Annotated in this window: 19 protein-coding genes and 1 riboswitch; of the genes, 8 read left to right on the forward strand and 11 right to left on the reverse strand. The window is 72.1% G+C overall.

The annotated features are described in order from the left end of the window. Window positions 1-12 precede the first annotated feature (12 nt). Genes ABZ078_RS25420 through ABZ078_RS25430 form a run of 3 tightly spaced genes read left to right on the forward strand, consistent with a single transcriptional unit; the run spans window position 13 to window position 3,338 of the window. Window positions 13-1,800, forward strand: a complete 1,788-nt coding sequence (locus tag ABZ078_RS25420) for a glycoside hydrolase family 15 protein (protein ID WP_356578737.1) — start codon at window positions 13-15, stop codon at window positions 1,798-1,800. 5 nt (window positions 1,801-1,805) lie between these two features. Then, window positions 1,806-2,561, forward strand: coding sequence for an SDR family oxidoreductase (locus ABZ078_RS25425; RefSeq protein ID WP_356578739.1), 756 nt, complete (start codon window positions 1,806-1,808; stop codon window positions 2,559-2,561). A 45-nt stretch (window positions 2,562-2,606) separates the two neighbouring features. After that, the gene (locus tag ABZ078_RS25430) at window positions 2,607-3,338 is read left to right on the forward strand and encodes a hypothetical protein (protein ID WP_356578741.1); all 732 of its coding nucleotides are present in this window, start codon (window positions 2,607-2,609) and stop codon (window positions 3,336-3,338) included. On the opposite strand, the gene amaP is transcribed toward ABZ078_RS25430, so the two are convergent. From amaP to ABZ078_RS25455, 5 genes are read right to left on the reverse strand one after another with little or no spacing between them, the layout of a single operon-like run. Beyond that, window positions 3,300-3,887 carry an alkaline shock response membrane anchor protein AmaP gene (gene amaP, locus ABZ078_RS25435; RefSeq protein ID WP_356578743.1) on the reverse strand — a complete coding sequence of 196 codons (588 nt, stop codon included), beginning with the start codon at window positions 3,885-3,887 and terminating at the stop codon, window positions 3,300-3,302. The two genes, ABZ078_RS25430 and amaP, sit on opposite strands and share 39 nt — an antisense overlap. After that, the gene (locus ABZ078_RS25440) at window positions 3,884-4,564 is read right to left on the reverse strand and encodes a DUF6286 domain-containing protein (RefSeq protein WP_356578745.1); all 681 of its coding nucleotides are present in this window, start codon (window positions 4,562-4,564) and stop codon (window positions 3,884-3,886) included. Before ABZ078_RS25440 ends, amaP begins: the two co-directional genes overlap by 4 nt. After that, the gene (locus ABZ078_RS25445) at window positions 4,561-4,944 is read right to left on the reverse strand and encodes a hypothetical protein (RefSeq protein WP_356578747.1); all 384 of its coding nucleotides are present in this window, start codon (window positions 4,942-4,944) and stop codon (window positions 4,561-4,563) included. Before ABZ078_RS25445 ends, ABZ078_RS25440 begins: the two co-directional genes overlap by 4 nt. Then, entirely contained in the window at window positions 4,941-5,126 is a 186-nt protein-coding gene (locus ABZ078_RS25450; protein ID WP_126390883.1) for a hypothetical protein, read from the reverse strand. Before ABZ078_RS25450 ends, ABZ078_RS25445 begins: the two co-directional genes overlap by 4 nt. Before the next feature lie 60 nt (window positions 5,127-5,186). Beyond that, entirely contained in the window at window positions 5,187-5,663 is a 477-nt protein-coding gene (locus ABZ078_RS25455; protein ID WP_356578749.1) for an Asp23/Gls24 family envelope stress response protein, read from the reverse strand. Window positions 5,664-5,750: 87 nt separating this feature from the next. On the opposite strand from ABZ078_RS25455, the gene ABZ078_RS25460 reads away from it, so the two are divergent. Then, a complete protein-coding gene (locus tag ABZ078_RS25460; RefSeq protein WP_356578751.1) occupies window positions 5,751-6,473 on the forward strand; it encodes a nucleopolyhedrovirus P10 family protein in 723 nt (240 codons plus the stop codon). Between the two features lie 12 nt (window positions 6,474-6,485). Here the strand turns inward: ABZ078_RS25460 and ABZ078_RS25465 are convergent, their stop codons facing one another. The 3 genes from ABZ078_RS25465 to ABZ078_RS25475 form a co-directional block, all read right to left on the reverse strand. Then, window positions 6,486-7,289 (reverse strand): enoyl-CoA hydratase/isomerase family protein, encoded by an 804-nt coding sequence (locus tag ABZ078_RS25465; protein ID WP_356578753.1) that lies wholly within the window; start codon window positions 7,287-7,289, stop codon window positions 6,486-6,488. A gap of 132 nt (window positions 7,290-7,421) precedes the next feature. Continuing rightward, window positions 7,422-7,640 carry a helix-turn-helix domain-containing protein gene (locus tag ABZ078_RS25470; RefSeq protein WP_019758351.1) on the reverse strand — a complete coding sequence of 73 codons (219 nt, stop codon included), beginning with the start codon at window positions 7,638-7,640 and terminating at the stop codon, window positions 7,422-7,424. Window positions 7,641-7,975: 335 nt separating this feature from the next. Next, on the reverse strand, window positions 7,976-9,574 hold the full coding sequence (locus tag ABZ078_RS25475) for an ABC-F family ATP-binding cassette domain-containing protein (protein WP_356578756.1): 1,599 nt from the start codon (window positions 9,572-9,574) through the stop codon (window positions 7,976-7,978). A gap of 285 nt (window positions 9,575-9,859) precedes the next feature. Between ABZ078_RS25475 and ABZ078_RS25480 the strand changes: the two genes are divergently transcribed. Then, a complete protein-coding gene (locus ABZ078_RS25480; RefSeq protein ID WP_356578758.1) occupies window positions 9,860-10,273 on the forward strand; it encodes a VOC family protein in 414 nt (137 codons plus the stop codon). A 13-nt stretch (window positions 10,274-10,286) separates the two neighbouring features. Here the strand turns inward: ABZ078_RS25480 and ABZ078_RS25485 are convergent, their stop codons facing one another. The 3 genes from ABZ078_RS25485 to ABZ078_RS25495 form a co-directional block, all read right to left on the reverse strand. Beyond that, window positions 10,287-11,543, reverse strand: a complete 1,257-nt coding sequence (locus ABZ078_RS25485) for a hypothetical protein (RefSeq protein ID WP_356578760.1) — start codon at window positions 11,541-11,543, stop codon at window positions 10,287-10,289. Between the two features lie 344 nt (window positions 11,544-11,887). Beyond that, a complete protein-coding gene (locus tag ABZ078_RS25490) occupies window positions 11,888-13,015 on the reverse strand; it encodes an alpha/beta fold hydrolase (RefSeq protein WP_356578762.1) in 1,128 nt (375 codons plus the stop codon). 81 nt (window positions 13,016-13,096) lie between these two features. Continuing rightward, window positions 13,097-13,780 (reverse strand): class II aldolase/adducin family protein, encoded by a 684-nt coding sequence (locus ABZ078_RS25495; RefSeq protein ID WP_356578764.1) that lies wholly within the window; start codon window positions 13,778-13,780, stop codon window positions 13,097-13,099. Between the two features lie 206 nt (window positions 13,781-13,986). Here ABZ078_RS25495 and ABZ078_RS25500 point away from each other — a divergent pair, with 206 nt between their 5' ends. From ABZ078_RS25500 to ABZ078_RS25510, 3 genes are all read left to right on the forward strand, one after another. Continuing rightward, window positions 13,987-14,733 (forward strand): lysozyme, encoded by a 747-nt coding sequence (locus ABZ078_RS25500; protein ID WP_356578766.1) that lies wholly within the window; start codon window positions 13,987-13,989, stop codon window positions 14,731-14,733. Window positions 14,734-14,920: 187 nt separating this feature from the next. Beyond that, a complete protein-coding gene (locus ABZ078_RS25505; protein WP_356578768.1) occupies window positions 14,921-16,153 on the forward strand; it encodes an inorganic phosphate transporter in 1,233 nt (410 codons plus the stop codon). 45 nt (window positions 16,154-16,198) lie between these two features. Next, on the forward strand, window positions 16,199-16,420 hold the full coding sequence (locus tag ABZ078_RS25510) for a hypothetical protein (RefSeq protein WP_356578770.1): 222 nt from the start codon (window positions 16,199-16,201) through the stop codon (window positions 16,418-16,420). Between the two features lie 150 nt (window positions 16,421-16,570). Next, window positions 16,571-16,705: riboswitch (cobalamin riboswitch) on the forward strand. Window positions 16,706-16,791 lie beyond the last annotated feature (86 nt).

A 16,791-nucleotide genomic window follows, 5' to 3' on the forward strand; every position in this document is an offset into this window, starting at 1 on the left:
AACCCGCACTTCGTGCACCCGCGTATCGAGGACTACGCCCTGATCGGCGACGAGCAGACGGCTGCCCTGGTCGGCACGGACGGCTCCGTCGACTGGCTGTGCCTGCCCCGCTTCGACTCGGCCGCCTGCTTCGCCAGACTCCTGGGCGACGAGGAGAACGGTTACTGGCGCATCGCCCCCAAGCACGCGCGAGGCGCCTGCACGCGCCGCGCCTACCGCCCGGACACCCTGGTGCTGGACACCGAGTGGGTGACCGACGAGGGCGCGGTCCGCGTCACCGACCTGATGCCCCAACGCGACCGCGCCCCCGACCTCGTGCGCGTCGTGGAGGGCCTCAGCGGCCGTGTCACGGTGCACAGCGATCTGCGGCTGCGCTTCGACTACGGCTCGATCGTGCCGTGGGTGCGCAGGTCCGACGGGCACCGGGTGGCCGTCGCCGGGCCGGACTCCGTCTGGCTGCGCAGCGAGCCCGAGGTGCGCACGTGGGGCGAGAAGCTCGGCACGCACGCGGAGTTCACGATCGAGGAGGGCGAGAAAGTCGCGTTCGTCCTCACCTGGCACCCCTCGCACGAACCGCGCCCGCCCCTCGTCGACCCGTACAAGGCGTTGCGCTCCAGCGTCCGTGACTGGCGGAGGTGGGCGGGGCGCTGCACCTACGAGGGCCCGTACCGGGACGCCGTCGTCCGCTCCCTGATCACCCTCAAGGCCCTCACCTACCGCCCGACCGGCGGCATCGTGGCCGCCGCCACCACCTCGCTCCCCGAGGAGCTGGGCGGTGTGCGCAACTGGGACTACCGCCACTGCTGGCTGCGTGACTCCACCCTCACCCTGAACGCCCTGCTGGCGGCGGGCTACCAGGAGGAGGCCGAGGCCTGGCGCAACTGGCTGCTGCGCGCGGTCGCCGGCGACCCGGCCGATCTGCAGATCATGTACGGCCTGGCGGGCGAGCGGCGGCTGCCCGAGTTCGAGGTGCCGTGGCTGTCCGGCTTCGCCGGTTCCGCCCCCGTACGCATCGGCAACGACGCCGTGCGGCAGCTCCAGTTGGACGTGTACGGCGAGGTCATGGACTCGCTGGCGCTGGCCCGGTACGCGGGCCTGTCCACCAAACCGCAGATCTGGGCGATCCAGGCCGCCCTCGTCGACTGGCTGCGCTCCCACTGGCAACAGCCCGACGAGGGGCTGTGGGAGGTGCGCGGCGGCCGCCGTCACTTCGTGCACTCGAAGGTGATGGTGTGGGTGGCGGCGGACCGGGCCGTGCGCGCCCTGGAGAAGAACCCGAAGCTGGAGGGCGACCTCGACGGCTGGCGGGAGTTGCGCGACGAGGTGCACCGCGAGGTGTGTGAGAAGGGCTACGACGCCGAGCGGAACACCTTCACACAGTCCTACGGCTCCCGTGAGCTCGACGCCGCGCTGCTGCTCATCCCGCGCTTCGGTTTCCTGCCGCCGGACGACCCGCGCGTCATCGGCACCATCGACGCGATCCGCGCCGAGCTCAGCCATGACGGTTTCCTGCGTCGCTACAGCACGGACGAGACAGCCGTCGACGGGCTGCCGGGCAGCGAGGGCACGTTCCTGGTGTGCTCGTTCTGGCTCGCGGACGCGCTGCACATGACGGGTCGTACGAAGGAGGCCCGGGAGCTGTTCGAACGGCTGGTGGCGCTCACCAACGACGTGGGGCTGCTGTCCGAGGAGTACGACCCCGCCTCCGGCCGCCAGCTCGGCAACTTCCCCCAGGCGTTCAGCCACATCGGCCTGGTGAACACCGCCCTCGCCCTGTTCGGGGGCGGCGGGGCAGGATAGGGGCCATGGATCTTGGACTGAAGGACCGGGTGTACGTCGTCACGGGGGCCACCCGCGGACTGGGCAACGCGGCGGCACGTGAGCTCGTGGCCGACGGCGCGAAGGTGGTCATCACCGGGCGGGACGAGAAGAACGTCGCCGACGCGGCGGCCGCGCTGGGCCCGAACGCGATCGGGGTGGCCGTGGACAACGCCGATCCGGAGGCGGCCGGGCGGCTGATCGCGGCCGCCCGCGAGCACTTCGGCGGCTTCCACGGCGTGTTCGTCAGCGTCGGCGGGCCGCCGCCCGGCTTCGTCGCCGCCACCTCGGACGAGCAGTGGCAGGCGGCGTTCGAGTCGGTGTTCCTGGGAGCGGTACGGCTCGCGCGGGCAGCGGCGGCGGAGCTGGAGGCGGGCGGTGTCATCGGGTTCGTACTGTCCGGGTCGGTGCACGAGCCGATCCCGGGGCTGACGATCTCGAACGGGCTGCGCCCCGGGCTCGCCGGGTTCGCCAAGTCCCTCTCCGACGAGCTGGGCCCGCGCGGCATCCGCGTGGTCGGGCTGCTCCCCGGACGCATCGACACGGACCGGGTGCGCGAGCTGGACGCCCTCTCCGCCGACCCCGAGGCGACCCGGGTGGCCGCCGAGTCCCGCATTCCGCTGCGCAGGTACGGCACCCCGGAGGAGTTCGGGCGCGCGGCCGCGTTCCTGTTGTCTCCGGCGGCTTCCTATGTGACCGGAGTCATGCTCTCGGTGGACGGTGGGGCGCGGCACGGATTTTAGGCTCCTGCGTGCGGCGTACGGGCGAGCGGGGGGTGACTCATGGCGGTGACGAAGACAAGCAGGATCTGGGGCGTGCCCCTGATCCTGTCGTCCTTGGTCGCGGCCCTGCTCTGCTGGCTCGTGTTCACCACGTGGCTGCCGTCCCAGGTCGAGCGGTACCGGGAGTACGCGGCGGCCGAGCCGTGCGCCTCCGAACGGGCCGCGCAGCGGTGGGAGGACTGCCTTCGTACGGTCTCCCTCACCGTCGAGCACACGGTCGTCGAGAAGAGGAAGCGGAACTCCGAGTACGAGGCGTACCTGACGAGCGCCCCGTTCTGGAATCACGAGGTGTCTTTCGGCGGCCCGGAGCCGGTGCTCGAACGGCTCCGGCAGGGCGATCGGGTGGCCGGTACCGTCTGGCGGGGCGACATCATGGCGGTCGCTCAAGGAGGGCTTCGGCAGAGCACGAGCGAGGAACCCCGCGACGACGCCCAGATGACGGCCTGCCTCGGCGTCCTCGCCGGTCTCCTCGCGGCCCTGGGGCTCGGCTTCGGCGCGCGGCAGTCGGCCGGGCTCGCGGGTCGTGGGCCCTTCACCTGGCGCCGGTTCGGGAAGCCGGTGTTCATCACCCTGCTGATCGTCGGCTTCGCCGTGGGGTTCCTCGCCCTGTGGCTGGACCTTCCCTGGTGGGTCGTGCCGCCCGTCACCGGATCGCTCGTGGTGTGGGCGGCCTGGCTGCTCCACCGGCACCGCGGTGGGTCAACTGACCCGCTCCGCCCGGTGCTTGACGCCCCGTAGGCGGACCTCGGTCGGCAGGGAGGCCAGACCCGCCGAACCACGGGCGTGGGCCACGGCCTGGGTGGTGAGGTCGTTCAGTGCCGTCCCGGGGTCCACGTGCGGTTCCAGCAGGAGCCGTACCCGCGCCTCGGGCGCGAGGCGCCTGCCCGTCAGGTGGGCATGGGCGCGCTGGACCCCCTCCGACGCCGCCGCCTCGCTCTCCAGGACGTTCTCCAGGGCCCGGCCCCGCAGCAGCGCGCCCTCGCCGTCGCCGGTGTCGACCAGGACCTCGGTGAGGCGGCGTCGGCGCAGGACCGAGGTCAGCCACCACAGGGCGAGCAGCGCCAGGACGGCCAGTACCGCGATGACGGCCGGCCACCACCAGCCCTCGTCCCGCCAGCGCGTGCGCTCGGCGTCGCTCAGCAGGACGTCGTGCCGGCTGTCGTGGATCCACCAGGACGGGGGGTCCAGGCCGAGTCCCACGGCCAGTACGGAGCCGCCGATGACGAGCAGCACCAGCCCGACGAGCCCGATCAGCAGGCGGTTGACCACCCTGAGCACGGCCCTCACCCCTTCCGTCCGGGACGCCGTACACGCACCGACAGCGACGGCGGGCGGGCCAGCCCCAGGCCCCTGATCGCGTCGGCGAGTGTGGCGTCCAGGTCGGCGCGTACGTCATCCAGGTCGCGGAAGTGCGCGACCGCGCGGACGTCGGCCCGGCGCCGGCCCATCCGGACCCGTACCGACTGGACCCCGGAGACCTCCATGGCGCGGTCACGCAGGACCAGGGCGGCCAGGTCGCGGTGGAGTCCGGCGCGCACGTCGGGGTGGGTGCGCCGCATCGCCAGCACCGACCGCAGGCCGGGCGTGACGGCCAGGACCAGCAGCCACAGGCCGAGGGCGGTGGCGACGCCCGCGCCGACGAGCACCCAGATGTCGTCCAGCGGGCGTTCGGCGAGCCCGCGGGCCAGTTCGCGGCGCCAGCGCATGGCGGGGCGGTCGGCGCGCACGGAGGCGATGTCGTACAGGAAGAAGCCGGCGCCGACGAAGATCACGAGTGCCGTGATCGCGGCCGGGATCCGGCGTGCCGACCAGAAGCGGCCCGCGCGCCCGCCCTCGCCGTCGCGTACCGGCGGGGGTTCGTAGTCCGCCGCCGACGCCGACTGGTCGAGGGTGTCGGGTCCGGTCGCCTTGTCGATGACCGGCAGTCGTTGTGTGGTGCCCTCGGAGCCCTGGGGCTCGCTCATCGCGTCCTCCCCTGTGCCGCGCCCTGCGCGGGCGCCGGGTGCAGCCGCTCCACGTGCACGGCGACCTCCGGCACATCCATGCCCACCAACGCGCCTACCCGCTCGGCGACATGCCGACGCACGACGGCGCAGCGGGCGCCGATGTCGGTGGGGTAGCCGAGTTCGAGGTGGACCCGGACCCGGGCCGTGTCATGGGCGACGACGACGTCGGCGTAGGGCCGGTCGGCGTCCTCGGTCAGCTCCCCCACCGCCTCCCGGGCGGCCTGGGAGGCGATCTTCGCGACGACCCGGTCGGCGATCCGGGTCGCCCCGCGCTCACCGGGCGGGACCGCGGCCGGCGGTCTGCGCGGCTGCGCCGTCCCACCGCTCACGGACGTCACCGCCGCCGTTCGTCACGGTGCCGGAAGAAGTCACCGAGTTCCCAGTCCCCTTCCAGGAACCGCCCGGCGACGAAGCCGACGGCGCCCAGGGCCGCCACCAGCAAAAAGGCGCCGAATCCGCCGAAATACCCGGCGAAGCCCAGTGCCATGCCGGCGATCATGCCGACCACGGCCATGCTCATGGTGCGCTCCTCAGCTCCTCAGCAACTCCCCGGCCCCCGCGTCTTCCGGTCACCGGCGCCTCACTGGATCCGGCGCTCCGGTTCCTCTTCCTCTTCGTCCGGCAGCTTCACGTCACTCACCGCGATGTTGACCTCCACGACTTCGAGGCCGGTCATCCGCTCCACGGCGGTGATCACGTTCTCGCGCACGTCCCGGGCCACGTCGGCGATCGACACGCCGTACTCGACGACGATCTCCAGGTCGAGTGCGGCCTGTACCTCCCCGACCTCGGCCTTCACTCCCCGCGTCACCGACTTGGCGCCGCCCGGGACGCGGTCGCGCACGGCCCCGAAGGTCCGTGACAGTCCGCTGCCCATGGCGTGTACGCCGTCCACGTCGCGTGCGGCCATCCCGGCGATCTTCTCCACGACGCCGTCCGCGATGGTCGTCCGGCCCCGGGCGCCGGGGTCTCCCCCACCGCGCCTTGTCTCCTGGGCCTTGCGCATGGTGGGCGTCTCGCCCTCGGTCCCCCGGTTCTGCTCCGTCGTCTCAGTCATGGCCGTTCGTCCTTTTCGGTCGTCGTCCCAAGACCACCGTAAGCACGGTTGCGCGATCCCGCGCCGGGGATACGGCAGGCTGGAGGAATGACGACGGCGGATCGGTGGACGCAGACTGTCCGGCAGCAGCTGGGACTCGGCAGGCTCCTGCCCCTGGGCGGCGCACGCGACGGCGCGTGGATCTCGGAGAGGGCGGCCGAGGCGGTGCTGCGGGGCGCGGCCGCAGATGTGCGCGGGGTACGGCTGGGAGCGCTGCGGATCGCGCTCACCGACCCTCAGGAGGCGCAGGAGGCGGCCGTACCGCCGCCGCCGAGCGCCCTGCCGCCTGGGCCGCTGCGGGTGACGGCGGACTTCGCGACGGCGGCGACCGAGCCGCTGCCCGCGACGGCGGAACGGCTGCGCGCGCTGCTGGCCACCGCCGCGGCGGAACGCCTCGGCCTGACGGTGACCGAGGTGGACCTACAGGTGACGGCCCTGCTCGAGGAGGACGCGGAACCCGCGCCCGTACGGCAGCCCGAGCCGGCGCGGGCGGCGGAACCGGCGAACCCCGACGAGGAGCGCATCGCGGCCGTGACCCTGGCGATCCCGGGCGTCACCCGACTGACGGGGACCTTGGGCGGGTTGGGCCGTTCGGTGCACATCGAGGAACGCCAGGACAGGGCCGCCCTGCCGCGTCGGCACGTGCGCGTGGAGATCGCGGTGAGCGCGGACCACCGGGCCGTGGAGGTGGCCCGGGAGGTGCGCGACCGGGTGGGCGGGGCGCTGGCCGATCACCCGACGGTGGCGGTGCTGGTCACCTCCGTCGGCTGATCGGCGCATGGCTCATTCGCCGAGGCCGGCCAGGTCCCGCAGCCGCCGCGCCTGCGCGGCCCGCTCGGCGCCGCGCTGCTCGTCGTAGGTGCGATCCACGGCACCACGCAGCAGCGCCTTGGTCTCGATCACGGCATCCCGCGGCGCGGCCACGACGGCACCCGCCAGATCCCGTACGGCGTCGTCGAGTTGCTCGGCGGGTACGGCGAGGTTGGCCAGCCCGCTGCTCACGGCCTCCTCGGCCGACACGAAGCGGCCCGTGACGCAGATCTCCAGCGCGCGGCCGTATCCGACCAGTCCGACCAGCGGATGCGTGCCCGTCAGGTCGGGCACCAGTCCGAGGCTGGTCTCGCGCATGGCGAACTGCACGTCGTCCGCGACGACGCGCACGTCACAGGCGAGCGCGAGCTGGAAGCCCGCCCCGATGGCATGCCCCTGGACGGCGGCGATGGACACGAGGTCGTTGCGCCGCCACCAGGTGAAGCCCTCCTGGAACTCGGCGATGGCAGCGTCGAGTTCGCCGTCGCTGCTGCGCGCGAGGTCGATGAACGAGGGCTCGCCCTCGATCCCCTCGGGCGTGAACATCTGCCGGTCGAGCCCGGCGGAGAAGGACCTGCCCTCGCCGCGCAGCACGACGACCCGCACGCTGCCCGGCAGGGTCCGCCCGGCCTCGGCGAGCGTCCGCCACATGGCGGGGCTCTGCGCGTTGCGCTTGGCCGGGTTGTTCAGCGTCACCGTGGCGATCGCGCCGTCGACGGTGAGCCGTACGCCGTTGTTGTCGAGCAGGGGAGCGGGTTCCTGGTCGGGCGAAGCCATGGGGTGCCTCCGATGCGTGCGGTCAGCGTGGGATGCCCGGAAGGGCACCGCCTAAGTGACTGCACAGTAACCACCCGGCCGATCAGCAGACCGACCGGGTGGTCACCATCGAAGCCGATGGGCCGCCCGAGATCAGCCGGCGGCCTTCTTGCCTCGTGTCGCACCGCCACGCCCACGAAGCGTGACGCCCGACTCGCTGAGCATCCGGTGTACGAAGCCATACGAGCGGCCGGTTTCCTCGGCCAGTGCCCGAATGCTCGCACCGGAGTCGTACTTCTTCTTCAGGTCTGCCGCGAGCTTGTCGCGCGCGGCGCCGGTCACCCGGCTGCCCTTCTTCAGAGTCTCGGCCACCCGTGCCTCCTCATGGGAAGTGCGCTCTGGTCTCCTCATGATCACCCCTCCGGGCCTTCATGGCCACCCATTCGGCAAGGTCCGTGAGACAAGGTTGTGACGACAGGAGCACGTCCCCACATGCGGAATCTGTAATTCCGGGGACTGTCGTCCGTACGGCCGAACGGGTTCTTTTGTGAAATGCCAGGTCAGGGACGCGCGGCGGCCGAGCCCTTGTCGATAAGGGACTCGGCCGCGAAATCGATGTACTACACACCTCGGTACGAGGAGATCTCACACAGATGATGGATCACCGATAGGCCGAATGATCCATACGCCGGTGATCACGCATTCGATCAAGCGAGGGCGACGAGATCCGCGTAATCGGCGCCCCACAGGTCCTCGACACCGTCCGGCAGCAGAATGATCCGCTCCGGCTGGAGCGCCTCGACGGCGCCCTCGTCGTGCGTGACGAGCACGACCGCGCCCTTGTAGGTGCGCAGCGCGCCGAGGATCTCCTCGCGGCTCGCCGGGTCGAGGTTGTTGGTGGGCTCGTCGAGGAGCAGGACGTTCGCCGAGGAGACGACCAGGGTGGCGAGGGCGAGACGGGTCTTCTCGCCACCGGAGAGAACCCCGGCCGGCTTGTCCACGTCGTCGCCGGAGAACAGGAACGAGCCGAGCACCTTGCGGACCTCGACGAGGTCCATGTCGGGGGCCGCGGAGCGCATGTTCTCCAGGACCGTGCGGTCGGCGTCCAGGGTCTCGTGCTCCTGGGCGTAGTAGCCGATCTTGAGTCCGTGGCCGGGGATGACCGCGCCGGTGTCCGGCTGCTCGACGCCCGCCAGGAGCCGCAGCAGGGTCGTCTTGCCGGCGCCGTTGAGGCCGAGGATGACCACCCTCGACCCCTTGTCGACGGCCAGGTCCACGTCGGTGAAGATCTCCAGCGAGCCGTACGACTTCGACAGGCCCTCGGCTGTGAGGGGGGTCTTGCCGCAGGGCGCGGGCTCCGGGAAGCGGAGCTTGGCGACCTTGTCGGACTGCCGGACCTCCTCAAGGCCCGACAGCAGTCGCTCGGCCCGCCGGGCCATGTTCTGCGCGGCGACGGTCTTGGTGGCCTTGGCGCGCATCTTGTCGGCCTGGGCGTTGAGCGCGGCCGCCTTCTTCTCGGCGTTCTGCCGCTCGCGCCTGCGGCGCTTCTCGTCGGCCTCGCGCTGCTGCTGGTAGAGCTTCCAGCCCATGTTGTAGATGTCGATCTGGGCGCGGTTGGCGTCCAGGTAGAACACCTTGTTGACGACCGTCTCGACCAGGTCGGCGTCGTGGGAGATCACGATGAAGCCGCCGCGGTAGGTCTTGAGGTACTCGCGCAGCCAGACGATCGAGTCCGCGTCGAGGTGGTTGGTCGGCTCGTCGAGCAGCAGGGTGTCCGCGTCGGAGAACAGGATGCGGGCGAGCTCGATACGGCGGCGCTGACCGCCGGAGAGGGTGTGCAGCGGCTGGCCGAGCACCCGGTCGGGCAGGTTGAGCGCGGCGGCGATGGTGGCTGCCTCGGCCTCGGCGGAGTACCCGCCCTTGGTGAGGAACTCCGTCTCCTGGCGCTCGTACTGCTTCATCGCCTTCTCGCGGGTGGCGCCCTTGCCGCCCGCGATGCGCTGTTCGTTCTCACGCATCTTGCGGATCAGTACGTCCAGGCCGCGCGCGGAGAGGATGCGGTCGCGGGCGAGGACGTCGAGGTCCCCGGTGCGGGGGTCCTGCGGGAGGTAGCCGACCTCGCCGGAGCGGGTGATGGTGCCGCCGGCGGGGATGCCCTCGCCGGCGAGGCACTTGGTGAGGGTGGTCTTGCCGGCGCCGTTGCGGCCGACGAGGCCGATGCGGTCACCCTTGGCGACGCGGAAGGTCGCGGACTCGATGAGGACGCGCGCACCGGCGCGCAGCTCGATACCGGAGGCGGAGATCACGGACAGACTCCAGGGCGGGTAGGAGGCGGGATGGGCGGCTGAGGACGTTCCCGCCGTCTAATGCGCGAGGAGAATGGCCATGGGGTTCAGTCTAACGGGGCCGTGCAACCACTTTTTCTGGGTTCGTGTGTTCGGGCCGGAGCCTGCCGTCCTCGCTGCCGTGGCCCGGCTCGCGGGCGGTTGTCAGTGGGCGCTGCGAGACTGGGCAGCGGGTCGGGATTCCGGCAGCCGGCGGCGATGGGATCACGGCGTTCGACGGTGACGGGTCACGAAGGGGTGATCGGCATGGCAGGCACGAGCGGTGGGCGTCCGAGCATCTGCCCCACGCTGCTGTACGCGGACGCGAAGGCGGCGATCAAGCAGCTCACGGAGGCCTTCGGGTTCACGGAGCTCGCGGTGTACGAGAGCGAGGACGGCAAAGTCGCGCACGCCGAGCTGGGGCAGGGCAACGGCGTGGTGATGCTCGGCTCGAAGGGCACCGGCAGCGCCTTCGACAAGGCGATGAAGGCCGCGGGCACCACCGGGGTGTACGTCGTCGTGGACGACGTCGACGCCCACCACCGACGGGCCGTGGAGCACGGCGCGGAGATCCTGATGCCCCCGACGGACCAGGACTACGGCTCGCGGGACTACATGGCCCGGGACGTCGAGGGCAATGTGTGGAGCTTCGGCACGTACGCACCCGAGACGGGGGCCTGAGCGCCGGTCCGGCTCAGCTCCCCCCGGTGTGCACCTGGAAGGCGGCGCGGCGCACGGCCTTCGCGAGGGCGGGGTCGGGGTGCGCGGCGGCGAGCGCGACCAGGACCTGCACGGTGCGGGGGTGGCCGACGGCGCGGACCTCGTCGAGGAGCATCGGCACCGTGGGCTGCACCGCGGACTCCAGATGCCGTACCAGCATCGGGGCCTCGCCGTGGTCGGCGACGGCGGCGGCGGTGTCGACCCACAGCCAGGTGGCCTCCTCCCGGGTGAGCACCTCGTGGGCGTCCTCGGGGTCGACGCCGTCGTGCTCGGCGAGCCACAGCAGGGCGTAGGGCCGCAGGGTCGGCTCGTCGAGGACGGAGCGTACGTCGGGCTCGGCGGGGGCGCCGACGACGCGCAGCGCCTCGAAGGCGAGGCCGCGCAGCAGGGCGTCGTCGCCGCGGGCGGCGTCGAGGAGTTCGGTGACGGCGCTGCCGACGGGGCGGGCGGCGAGCCAGGCGCGGTATTCGTCGCGGGCGGCGTTCGGGCGGAGCTGGGCGCAGCCGCGGAGCATGTCCTCGGCCGCCTGCTCGATGTTCCCGGCGGGGCTCTGGGCGGCGACGCAGATCTGCTCCAGCTTGACCCAGACCGCCCAGTTGCCGAGCGGGGTGAGCGTGGCCTGTCCGTCGCCGCAGGTGAGGGCACCGACGGAGGCGAGGGCGTGCAGGGCCCAGTCGAGGAGGGGGGCGAGGGACGCGTCCTCGACGGCGGCCGGGGCGGCGACCGGCTCGGGCCGGGGCCCGTAGGGGATCTCACATCTCTCGGTGCGCAGTTCGGTGACCCGCTGCTCCAGCAGGTCCAGGAGCTGCTCGACGGGGACGGGCCCGGCGGACAGCTGCAGGAAGGACAGCACCTGGGGCATGGCCGAGACGACGTCCGCCACCGCGGCGGCGTGCTCCAGTTGCTCGGGTTCCGGGTGGGCGAGCGACCAGGCGTCGAAGAGGGCGACCCAGCCGCGTAGGACGGCGCTGTCGTCCCGGTGCCAGGCGCGCAGCCGCCAGCCGGGGCGGGCACTGTCGCCGTGCACCTCGACGAGGCCGGCCAGGCGGGCGGTGTCCCAGTCGGCGCGGACCTGAGCCACGGTCAGGCCGAGGTCCCGGGCCGCGCGTTCGGCGGTCTCGTCGGAGAGGGTGCCCTTGCCGTCGGAGGCGCCGCCGTCCCGGCCGGGGCCCAGGGCGGCGTCGGCCCAGTGGGCGACGCGGGCCGCGGCGGCCAGACGGGAGCGCGCCATTCTGGCCAGCTCGGCCCGGGCCGGTGTGCCCTCCGGAGGGCGCGGTGCGGGGCGGCGTGGGCGCCGCTGGTTCACGGCTCTGGGGGCGGCGGCCAGGGGTCGCGGGCGGACGAGTCGAAGCCTGGAGTCGCGCGGGATACGGGACGTCACGGGTGCAGTCTTCCGGTTGACGGTCCGAAAACCCAAACGGAATGTCACCAGGGGCGACGGGGATGGCCAACGCACGGGGTCCTGGGGACGGCGGGGGACCGATAACAGGCCAGTGGTACGGGGTTAAACGGAATCTGCGGGACCGGGTGCGCGCGCCGGCGCGGCCGCGTCGGGGACCGGGGCGAGGGGGGACGTCACATGAGTGGGGTGATGAAGCGCCGCAGGGCCTCTTCGTAGGACTCGGGGTCGGCGTTCCACATGGCGGCGTGGGGGGCGCGTTCGACCGTGTGCAGGGCTACGAGGCGGGGGTGGGCGTGGGCCAGGCGGCGCGAGAGGGTCCAGGGGGCCACCCTGTCGTCGGGGCCGTGGAAGATCAGGGTCGGCACGGTGAGCCGGTCGGGGGCGCCGGTGTCGGTTTCGCGGCCGGCGCGGAGGCCGGTGCGGCCCTGTGCCGCGCGGACGGCGAGCGGCAGCAGCGCGCTCGGTGTGTGGTGGGCCGCGGCGAGGGCGCGCAGGGTGGCTTCCCAGCTCAGCACCGGGGAGTCCAGGACGAGGCCGGAGACACGGTCACGCAGCCCCGAGTGCGCGGCGGCGCGCAGGGCCATCGTCGCGCCGGTGGACCAGCCGAGCAGGACGAACCGCTTGGCTCCGTACCGGACGGCGTAGCGCATCGCCGCGTCCAGGTCGCGCCACTCGGTCTCGCCGAAGTGGCCCAGGCCGTCCGGCGGGCGGGGCGCGCCGAGGTCGCCCCGGTAGGCGAGGGCGAGGACCGGGAAGTGGCGGCCGCTGAGGAACCCCATGACGTTCATGGCGTGTTCGCGGGTGGTGCCGAGGCCGTGCACGGCGATGACCCAGGTGCTTCGGCTGCCGGGGACGAACCATGCGGGCAGGGAGCCGAGTTCGCCGGGGATGTCGACGTCGGCGTGGTCGAGGCCGAGGGCGGAGCCGGGGTTGCCGACGTGCACGTTCGCGGTGAGCCAGACAGTGTCGCCGGGGTCGAGGGTGCCGTGGGTGACGCGTTCCAGGCGGCGTACGACGGTGTCGGCGGAGTGCTTCGCCGCGGCGAGGACCGGCCCGACGACGGCGTGCGAGCCGTCGCCGGAGAGGCCGTAGGTGCCGGGGCGCAGGGAGGCCAGGTCGCGGGTGAGCGCGATCTGGCCGGCGGCCGTGGCGTGCACGGTGAGCCGGGGTTCGGTGGGCAGGGGCCTGCCGGGGGGTGCCGTCAACGCGGCGCCACTGGCGAACCGCCCGGCGGCGACGCTCGCGACGCCGGCGGCCAGGGCCACGGTGACGGCAGCGGCCGTCGCTTTGACAGTGCGCACGTGTCCAGTGTCCGGGCGGACGCGGGGGCGGGCCAGTGGGAGGGCGGCCCGGAGTGAGGCGCCCTCCACCGGCCGCCCGCCTCACCCCCGCTGCCCGTACCCCCGCAGCCGCTCCCCCACCTCCGCCACCTGCCCCCGCGACAGCAACGTCGGCGACAGCCCCGGCACCGACGAGGCCGTCAGCCACAGGCGGCACATCCACTCCAGCTGGGCGGTGCGGTCGTACGCCTGGTCCAGGGTGGTGCCGTAGGTGATCGTGCCGTGGTTCCGCAGGAGGCAGGCGGTGCGGTCGGTGAGGGCCCGGAGCATGTTCTCGGCCAACTCGTGGGTGCCGTAGGTCGCATAGGGGGCAACCCGGACGGGGCCGCCGAGGGCCGCGGCCATGTAGTGGATCAGCGGAAGCTCGGAGACCAGGGTCGAGACGGCCGTCGCGTGGACGGCGTGCGTGTGGACGACGGCGCCGGCGTCCGTGGCGCGGTACACGGCGAGATGCATCGGCAGCTCACTCGTCGGCACCAGCGTGCCCAGCACCTGTCCGCCCTCCAGGTCCACCCCGGTCACGTCCTCCGCGGTCAGCCGGTCGTACGGCACTCCGGACGGTGTGACCAGCACCGTGTCCCCGACGCGTACCGAGACGTTCCCGGACGTGCCGACGACCAGTCCGTCGGACACGGTCCGCCGCGCCGTCGCCACGAGGGACTCCCAGGCGTCCACCTCCTCGGGACGCACCTTCCTGCCCCGCTGATCCTGCCGCTCGCCAGTCATGCGGCGATCCTGCCAGTCAGCCCCCGACACGCCCTCAACCGACCCCGGAGCCGGGGCACTTTAGGGCGGAAGACCGACGTCCGGAAGGGTGCATATGAGGACATAGCAGTCTCTGCCCCTACTTGGCCGGAGATCGCTCAGTATGAAACGACCTTCCCATAACCTCTGGGGGATTTGTCGTGCACGTCGCCATTCCGGGGGGAAACATGGCTCGTGATCGCAAACCGTCCCGTCACCGCTCCCGCCTCATAGCGGCATCCGTGGCCGCACTCACCCTCGGCGGAACCGCGCTCGCCGAGATCCCGGCGTCGGCCGCCGGCAGGCCCAAGGGCCATGACGTCTCGTCGCACCAGAAGAACGTCGACTGGCAGGGCTCGAAGGCGAAGGGCGCCCGGTTCGTCTACGTGAAGGCGACCGAGTCCCACACCTACCGCAACCCCTACTTCGACCAGCAGTACAACGGGTCCCGCAACGCCGGCCTCATCCGCGGCGCGTACCACTTCGCCCTGCCGAACAGGTCCTCGGGCCAGGCGCAGGCGGCGCACTTCGTACGCAACGGCGGCGGCTGGCGGCCCGACGGCTGGACCCTGCCGCCCGCGCTCGACATCGAGTACAACCCGTACGGCAAGCACAAGTGCTACGGGCTGACAAAGGCGAGGATGGTCGGCTGGATCCGGTCCTTCAGCGACGAGGTGCGGCGGCTCACCGGCCGCCGCCCGGTGATCTACACCACCACCCACTGGTGGAACACCTGCACCGGCGCCAGCCGCGCCTTCGCCGCCGATCACGCGCTGTGGGCGGCCCGCTACAACTCCGCCGACGCGGGGACGCTGCCGGCCGGATGGCGGCTGTGGACCTTCTGGCAGTACGACAACGGCGGCAGCCTGCCGGGTGACCAGAATCTCTTCAACGGCTCCACGACACAGCTGCGGAAGTTCGCCCGGGGCCACTAGGGCCTGTTGCGAAAGGCGCCTGCCGCGCGGCGCCCGGGCCGCGCGCCACCAAGCGGAGCGAGAGCCTCCGTCGGCATGGGGGAAACCCTCCCTCCCGGACACCGCGCGGCCCGCCTCAGTTCACCTTCCGTTCACTCAGGTTACCTACGTTCATCGAGCCAATGACCTCGAACGATTGCCTGGGTAAATGGAAAGCTTCTCGCTGATCCTCGCGATTGTGGTGGTAACCGCACTCGCGTTCGATTTCACGAACGGTTTCCACGACACCGCGAACGCGATGGCCACGACCATTTCCACGGGCGCCATGAGGCCCAAGGTCGCGGTGGCCATGTCCGCCGTCCTCAATCTCGTCGGCGCCTTCCTCTCGGTCGAGGTCGCCAACACCATCTCCAAGGGCCTCGTCGACGAGGCCGGCATCCGTCCCGAAGTCATCTTCGCCGCGCTGGTCGGCGCGATCCTCTGGAACCTGCTGACCTGGCTGGTGGGCCTGCCCTCCAGCTCGTCGCACGCCCTCATGGGCGGTCTGATCGGCGCCACCGTCGCCTCGGCCGGCCTCGGCGCGGTCCACGGCGACGTGCTCGTCACCAAGGTGCTGATCCCGGCGATCGCCGCCCCGCTGGTCGCGGGCATCGCCGCGATGTTCGCCACCCGCCTGACCTACACCCTCGGCAAGAAGGCCGACGGCGACGCGTCCAAGAAGGGCTACCGCGCCGGCCAGATCGCCTCCGCCGGCCTGGTCTCCCTGGCCCACGGCACGAACGACGCGCAGAAGACCATGGGCATCATCACCCTCGCCCTGGTCGCCGGTGGCACCCTCGCCCCCGACTCCGACCCGCCCATGTGGGTCATCCTCTCCGCGGGCGTCGCCATCGCGCTCGGCACCTACCTCGGCGGCTGGCGCATCATCCGCACCATGGGCAAGGGCCTGACCGACCTCCAGCCGCAGCAGGGCTTCGCCGCCCAGACCAGCGCGGCCACGGTCATCCTGGCCTCCTCCCACCTCGGCTTCTCCCTCTCCACCACGCACTCCGTCTCCGGCGCCGTCATGGGCGCGGGCCTCGGCCGCAAGGGCGGCGTGGTCCGCTGGTCGACCGCCACCCGGATGTTCGTCGCCTGGGGCCTGACCCTGCCGGCGGCCGCCCTGGTCGGCGCGCTCGCCGAGTACGTGACCGGCTTCGGCGACTGGGGCACCGCCCTCGTCGCGGTCTTCCTGGTCGGCTCCAGCGCCGCGATCTGGAAGATCTCCCGCCGCGAGATCGTCGACCACACCAACGTCAACGACACCGACGAACCGGCCGGCGTGGTGACCACCGCCATGGCCGCCGTGACCCCGCCGCCGGCGGGCACGGTGACCGAGGACGTCGCGGCCACGGTTCCGGCCCCGGCCGCCGAGCCGGAGCCCTCGAAGGCCACCGTCTGACCCCCACCCGGTCACTCCTCGCCGGTTACTCAAGGAAGAAGAAGCATGAAGATCGACTGGGCGGCTCTCGGCTCCGTCTTCGGTGTCAGCCTCGTGGTCACGGTTGCCCTGGTGGGCCTGTTCACCCTCGGCATCACCGGCCTGTCCCGCCGTGAACGCGCGGCGGCCCAGGGCGACTCGGCCGCGCTCGCGGTCACCGGCGCCTACGCCTGCTTCGCGGCGTGCGCGGCGGCCGTGGGCTACGGCATCTACCTGATCGTGGCGTGACCCACACGGCGATCGTGGCCTGACACACAGCGCGCGGGAGCGCGCGCGAGCACTCGAGGTGCGGGACGGAACACCGTCTCGCACCTCACGCCTGTGTGGGCCTTCGCACACTCTCCCCGCGCAGGTCAACGGCAAGTTGACGGTCCTTCCACTCCGTGGTGGACTGCCGGGGCCATGTACGGCGGCAGGAGAGGAAGCCGGTGCGAATCCGGCGCGGTCCCGCCACTGTCACCGGGGTGAAAAGCCCCGGGAGCCAGGAACTCTCACCGCCGGTCTCGTCGAACCAGGGCGTGGACACCCTGAGTGAGGACATAACGCGATGCTCGGCTGCCGTTCGAGGTTGAGGTTCCGTACCGGGGCGCTGCCCTCCC

The organism is Streptomyces sp. NPDC006385 (genome assembly GCF_040612485.1).
In the GTDB taxonomy this organism is placed as follows: domain Bacteria; phylum Actinomycetota; class Actinomycetes; order Streptomycetales; family Streptomycetaceae; genus Streptomyces.

Coding starts and splice junctions, on each gene's coding strand:
- ABZ078_RS25485 (WP_356578760.1), bottom strand. CDS start 11,543: ATGGCGCGCTCCCGTCTGGCCGCCGCGGCCCGCGTCGCCCACTGGGCC.
- ABZ078_RS25460 (WP_356578751.1), top strand. CDS start 5,751: ATGACGACGGCGGATCGGTGGACGCAGACTGTCCGGCAGCAGCTGGGA.
- ABZ078_RS25500 (WP_356578766.1), top strand. CDS start 13,987: ATGGCTCGTGATCGCAAACCGTCCCGTCACCGCTCCCGCCTCATAGCG.
- ABZ078_RS25425 (WP_356578739.1), top strand. CDS start 1,806: ATGGATCTTGGACTGAAGGACCGGGTGTACGTCGTCACGGGGGCCACC.
- ABZ078_RS25465 (WP_356578753.1), bottom strand. CDS start 7,289: ATGGCTTCGCCCGACCAGGAACCCGCTCCCCTGCTCGACAACAACGGC.
- ABZ078_RS25505 (WP_356578768.1), top strand. CDS start 14,921: ATGGAAAGCTTCTCGCTGATCCTCGCGATTGTGGTGGTAACCGCACTC.
- ABZ078_RS25440 (WP_356578745.1), bottom strand. CDS start 4,564: ATGAGCGAGCCCCAGGGCTCCGAGGGCACCACACAACGACTGCCGGTC.
- ABZ078_RS25510 (WP_356578770.1), top strand. CDS start 16,199: ATGAAGATCGACTGGGCGGCTCTCGGCTCCGTCTTCGGTGTCAGCCTC.
- ABZ078_RS25480 (WP_356578758.1), top strand. CDS start 9,860: ATGGCAGGCACGAGCGGTGGGCGTCCGAGCATCTGCCCCACGCTGCTG.
- ABZ078_RS25495 (WP_356578764.1), bottom strand. CDS start 13,780: ATGACTGGCGAGCGGCAGGATCAGCGGGGCAGGAAGGTGCGTCCCGAG.
- ABZ078_RS25450 (WP_126390883.1), bottom strand. CDS start 5,126: ATGAGCATGGCCGTGGTCGGCATGATCGCCGGCATGGCACTGGGCTTC.
- ABZ078_RS25455 (WP_356578749.1), bottom strand. CDS start 5,663: ATGACTGAGACGACGGAGCAGAACCGGGGGACCGAGGGCGAGACGCCC.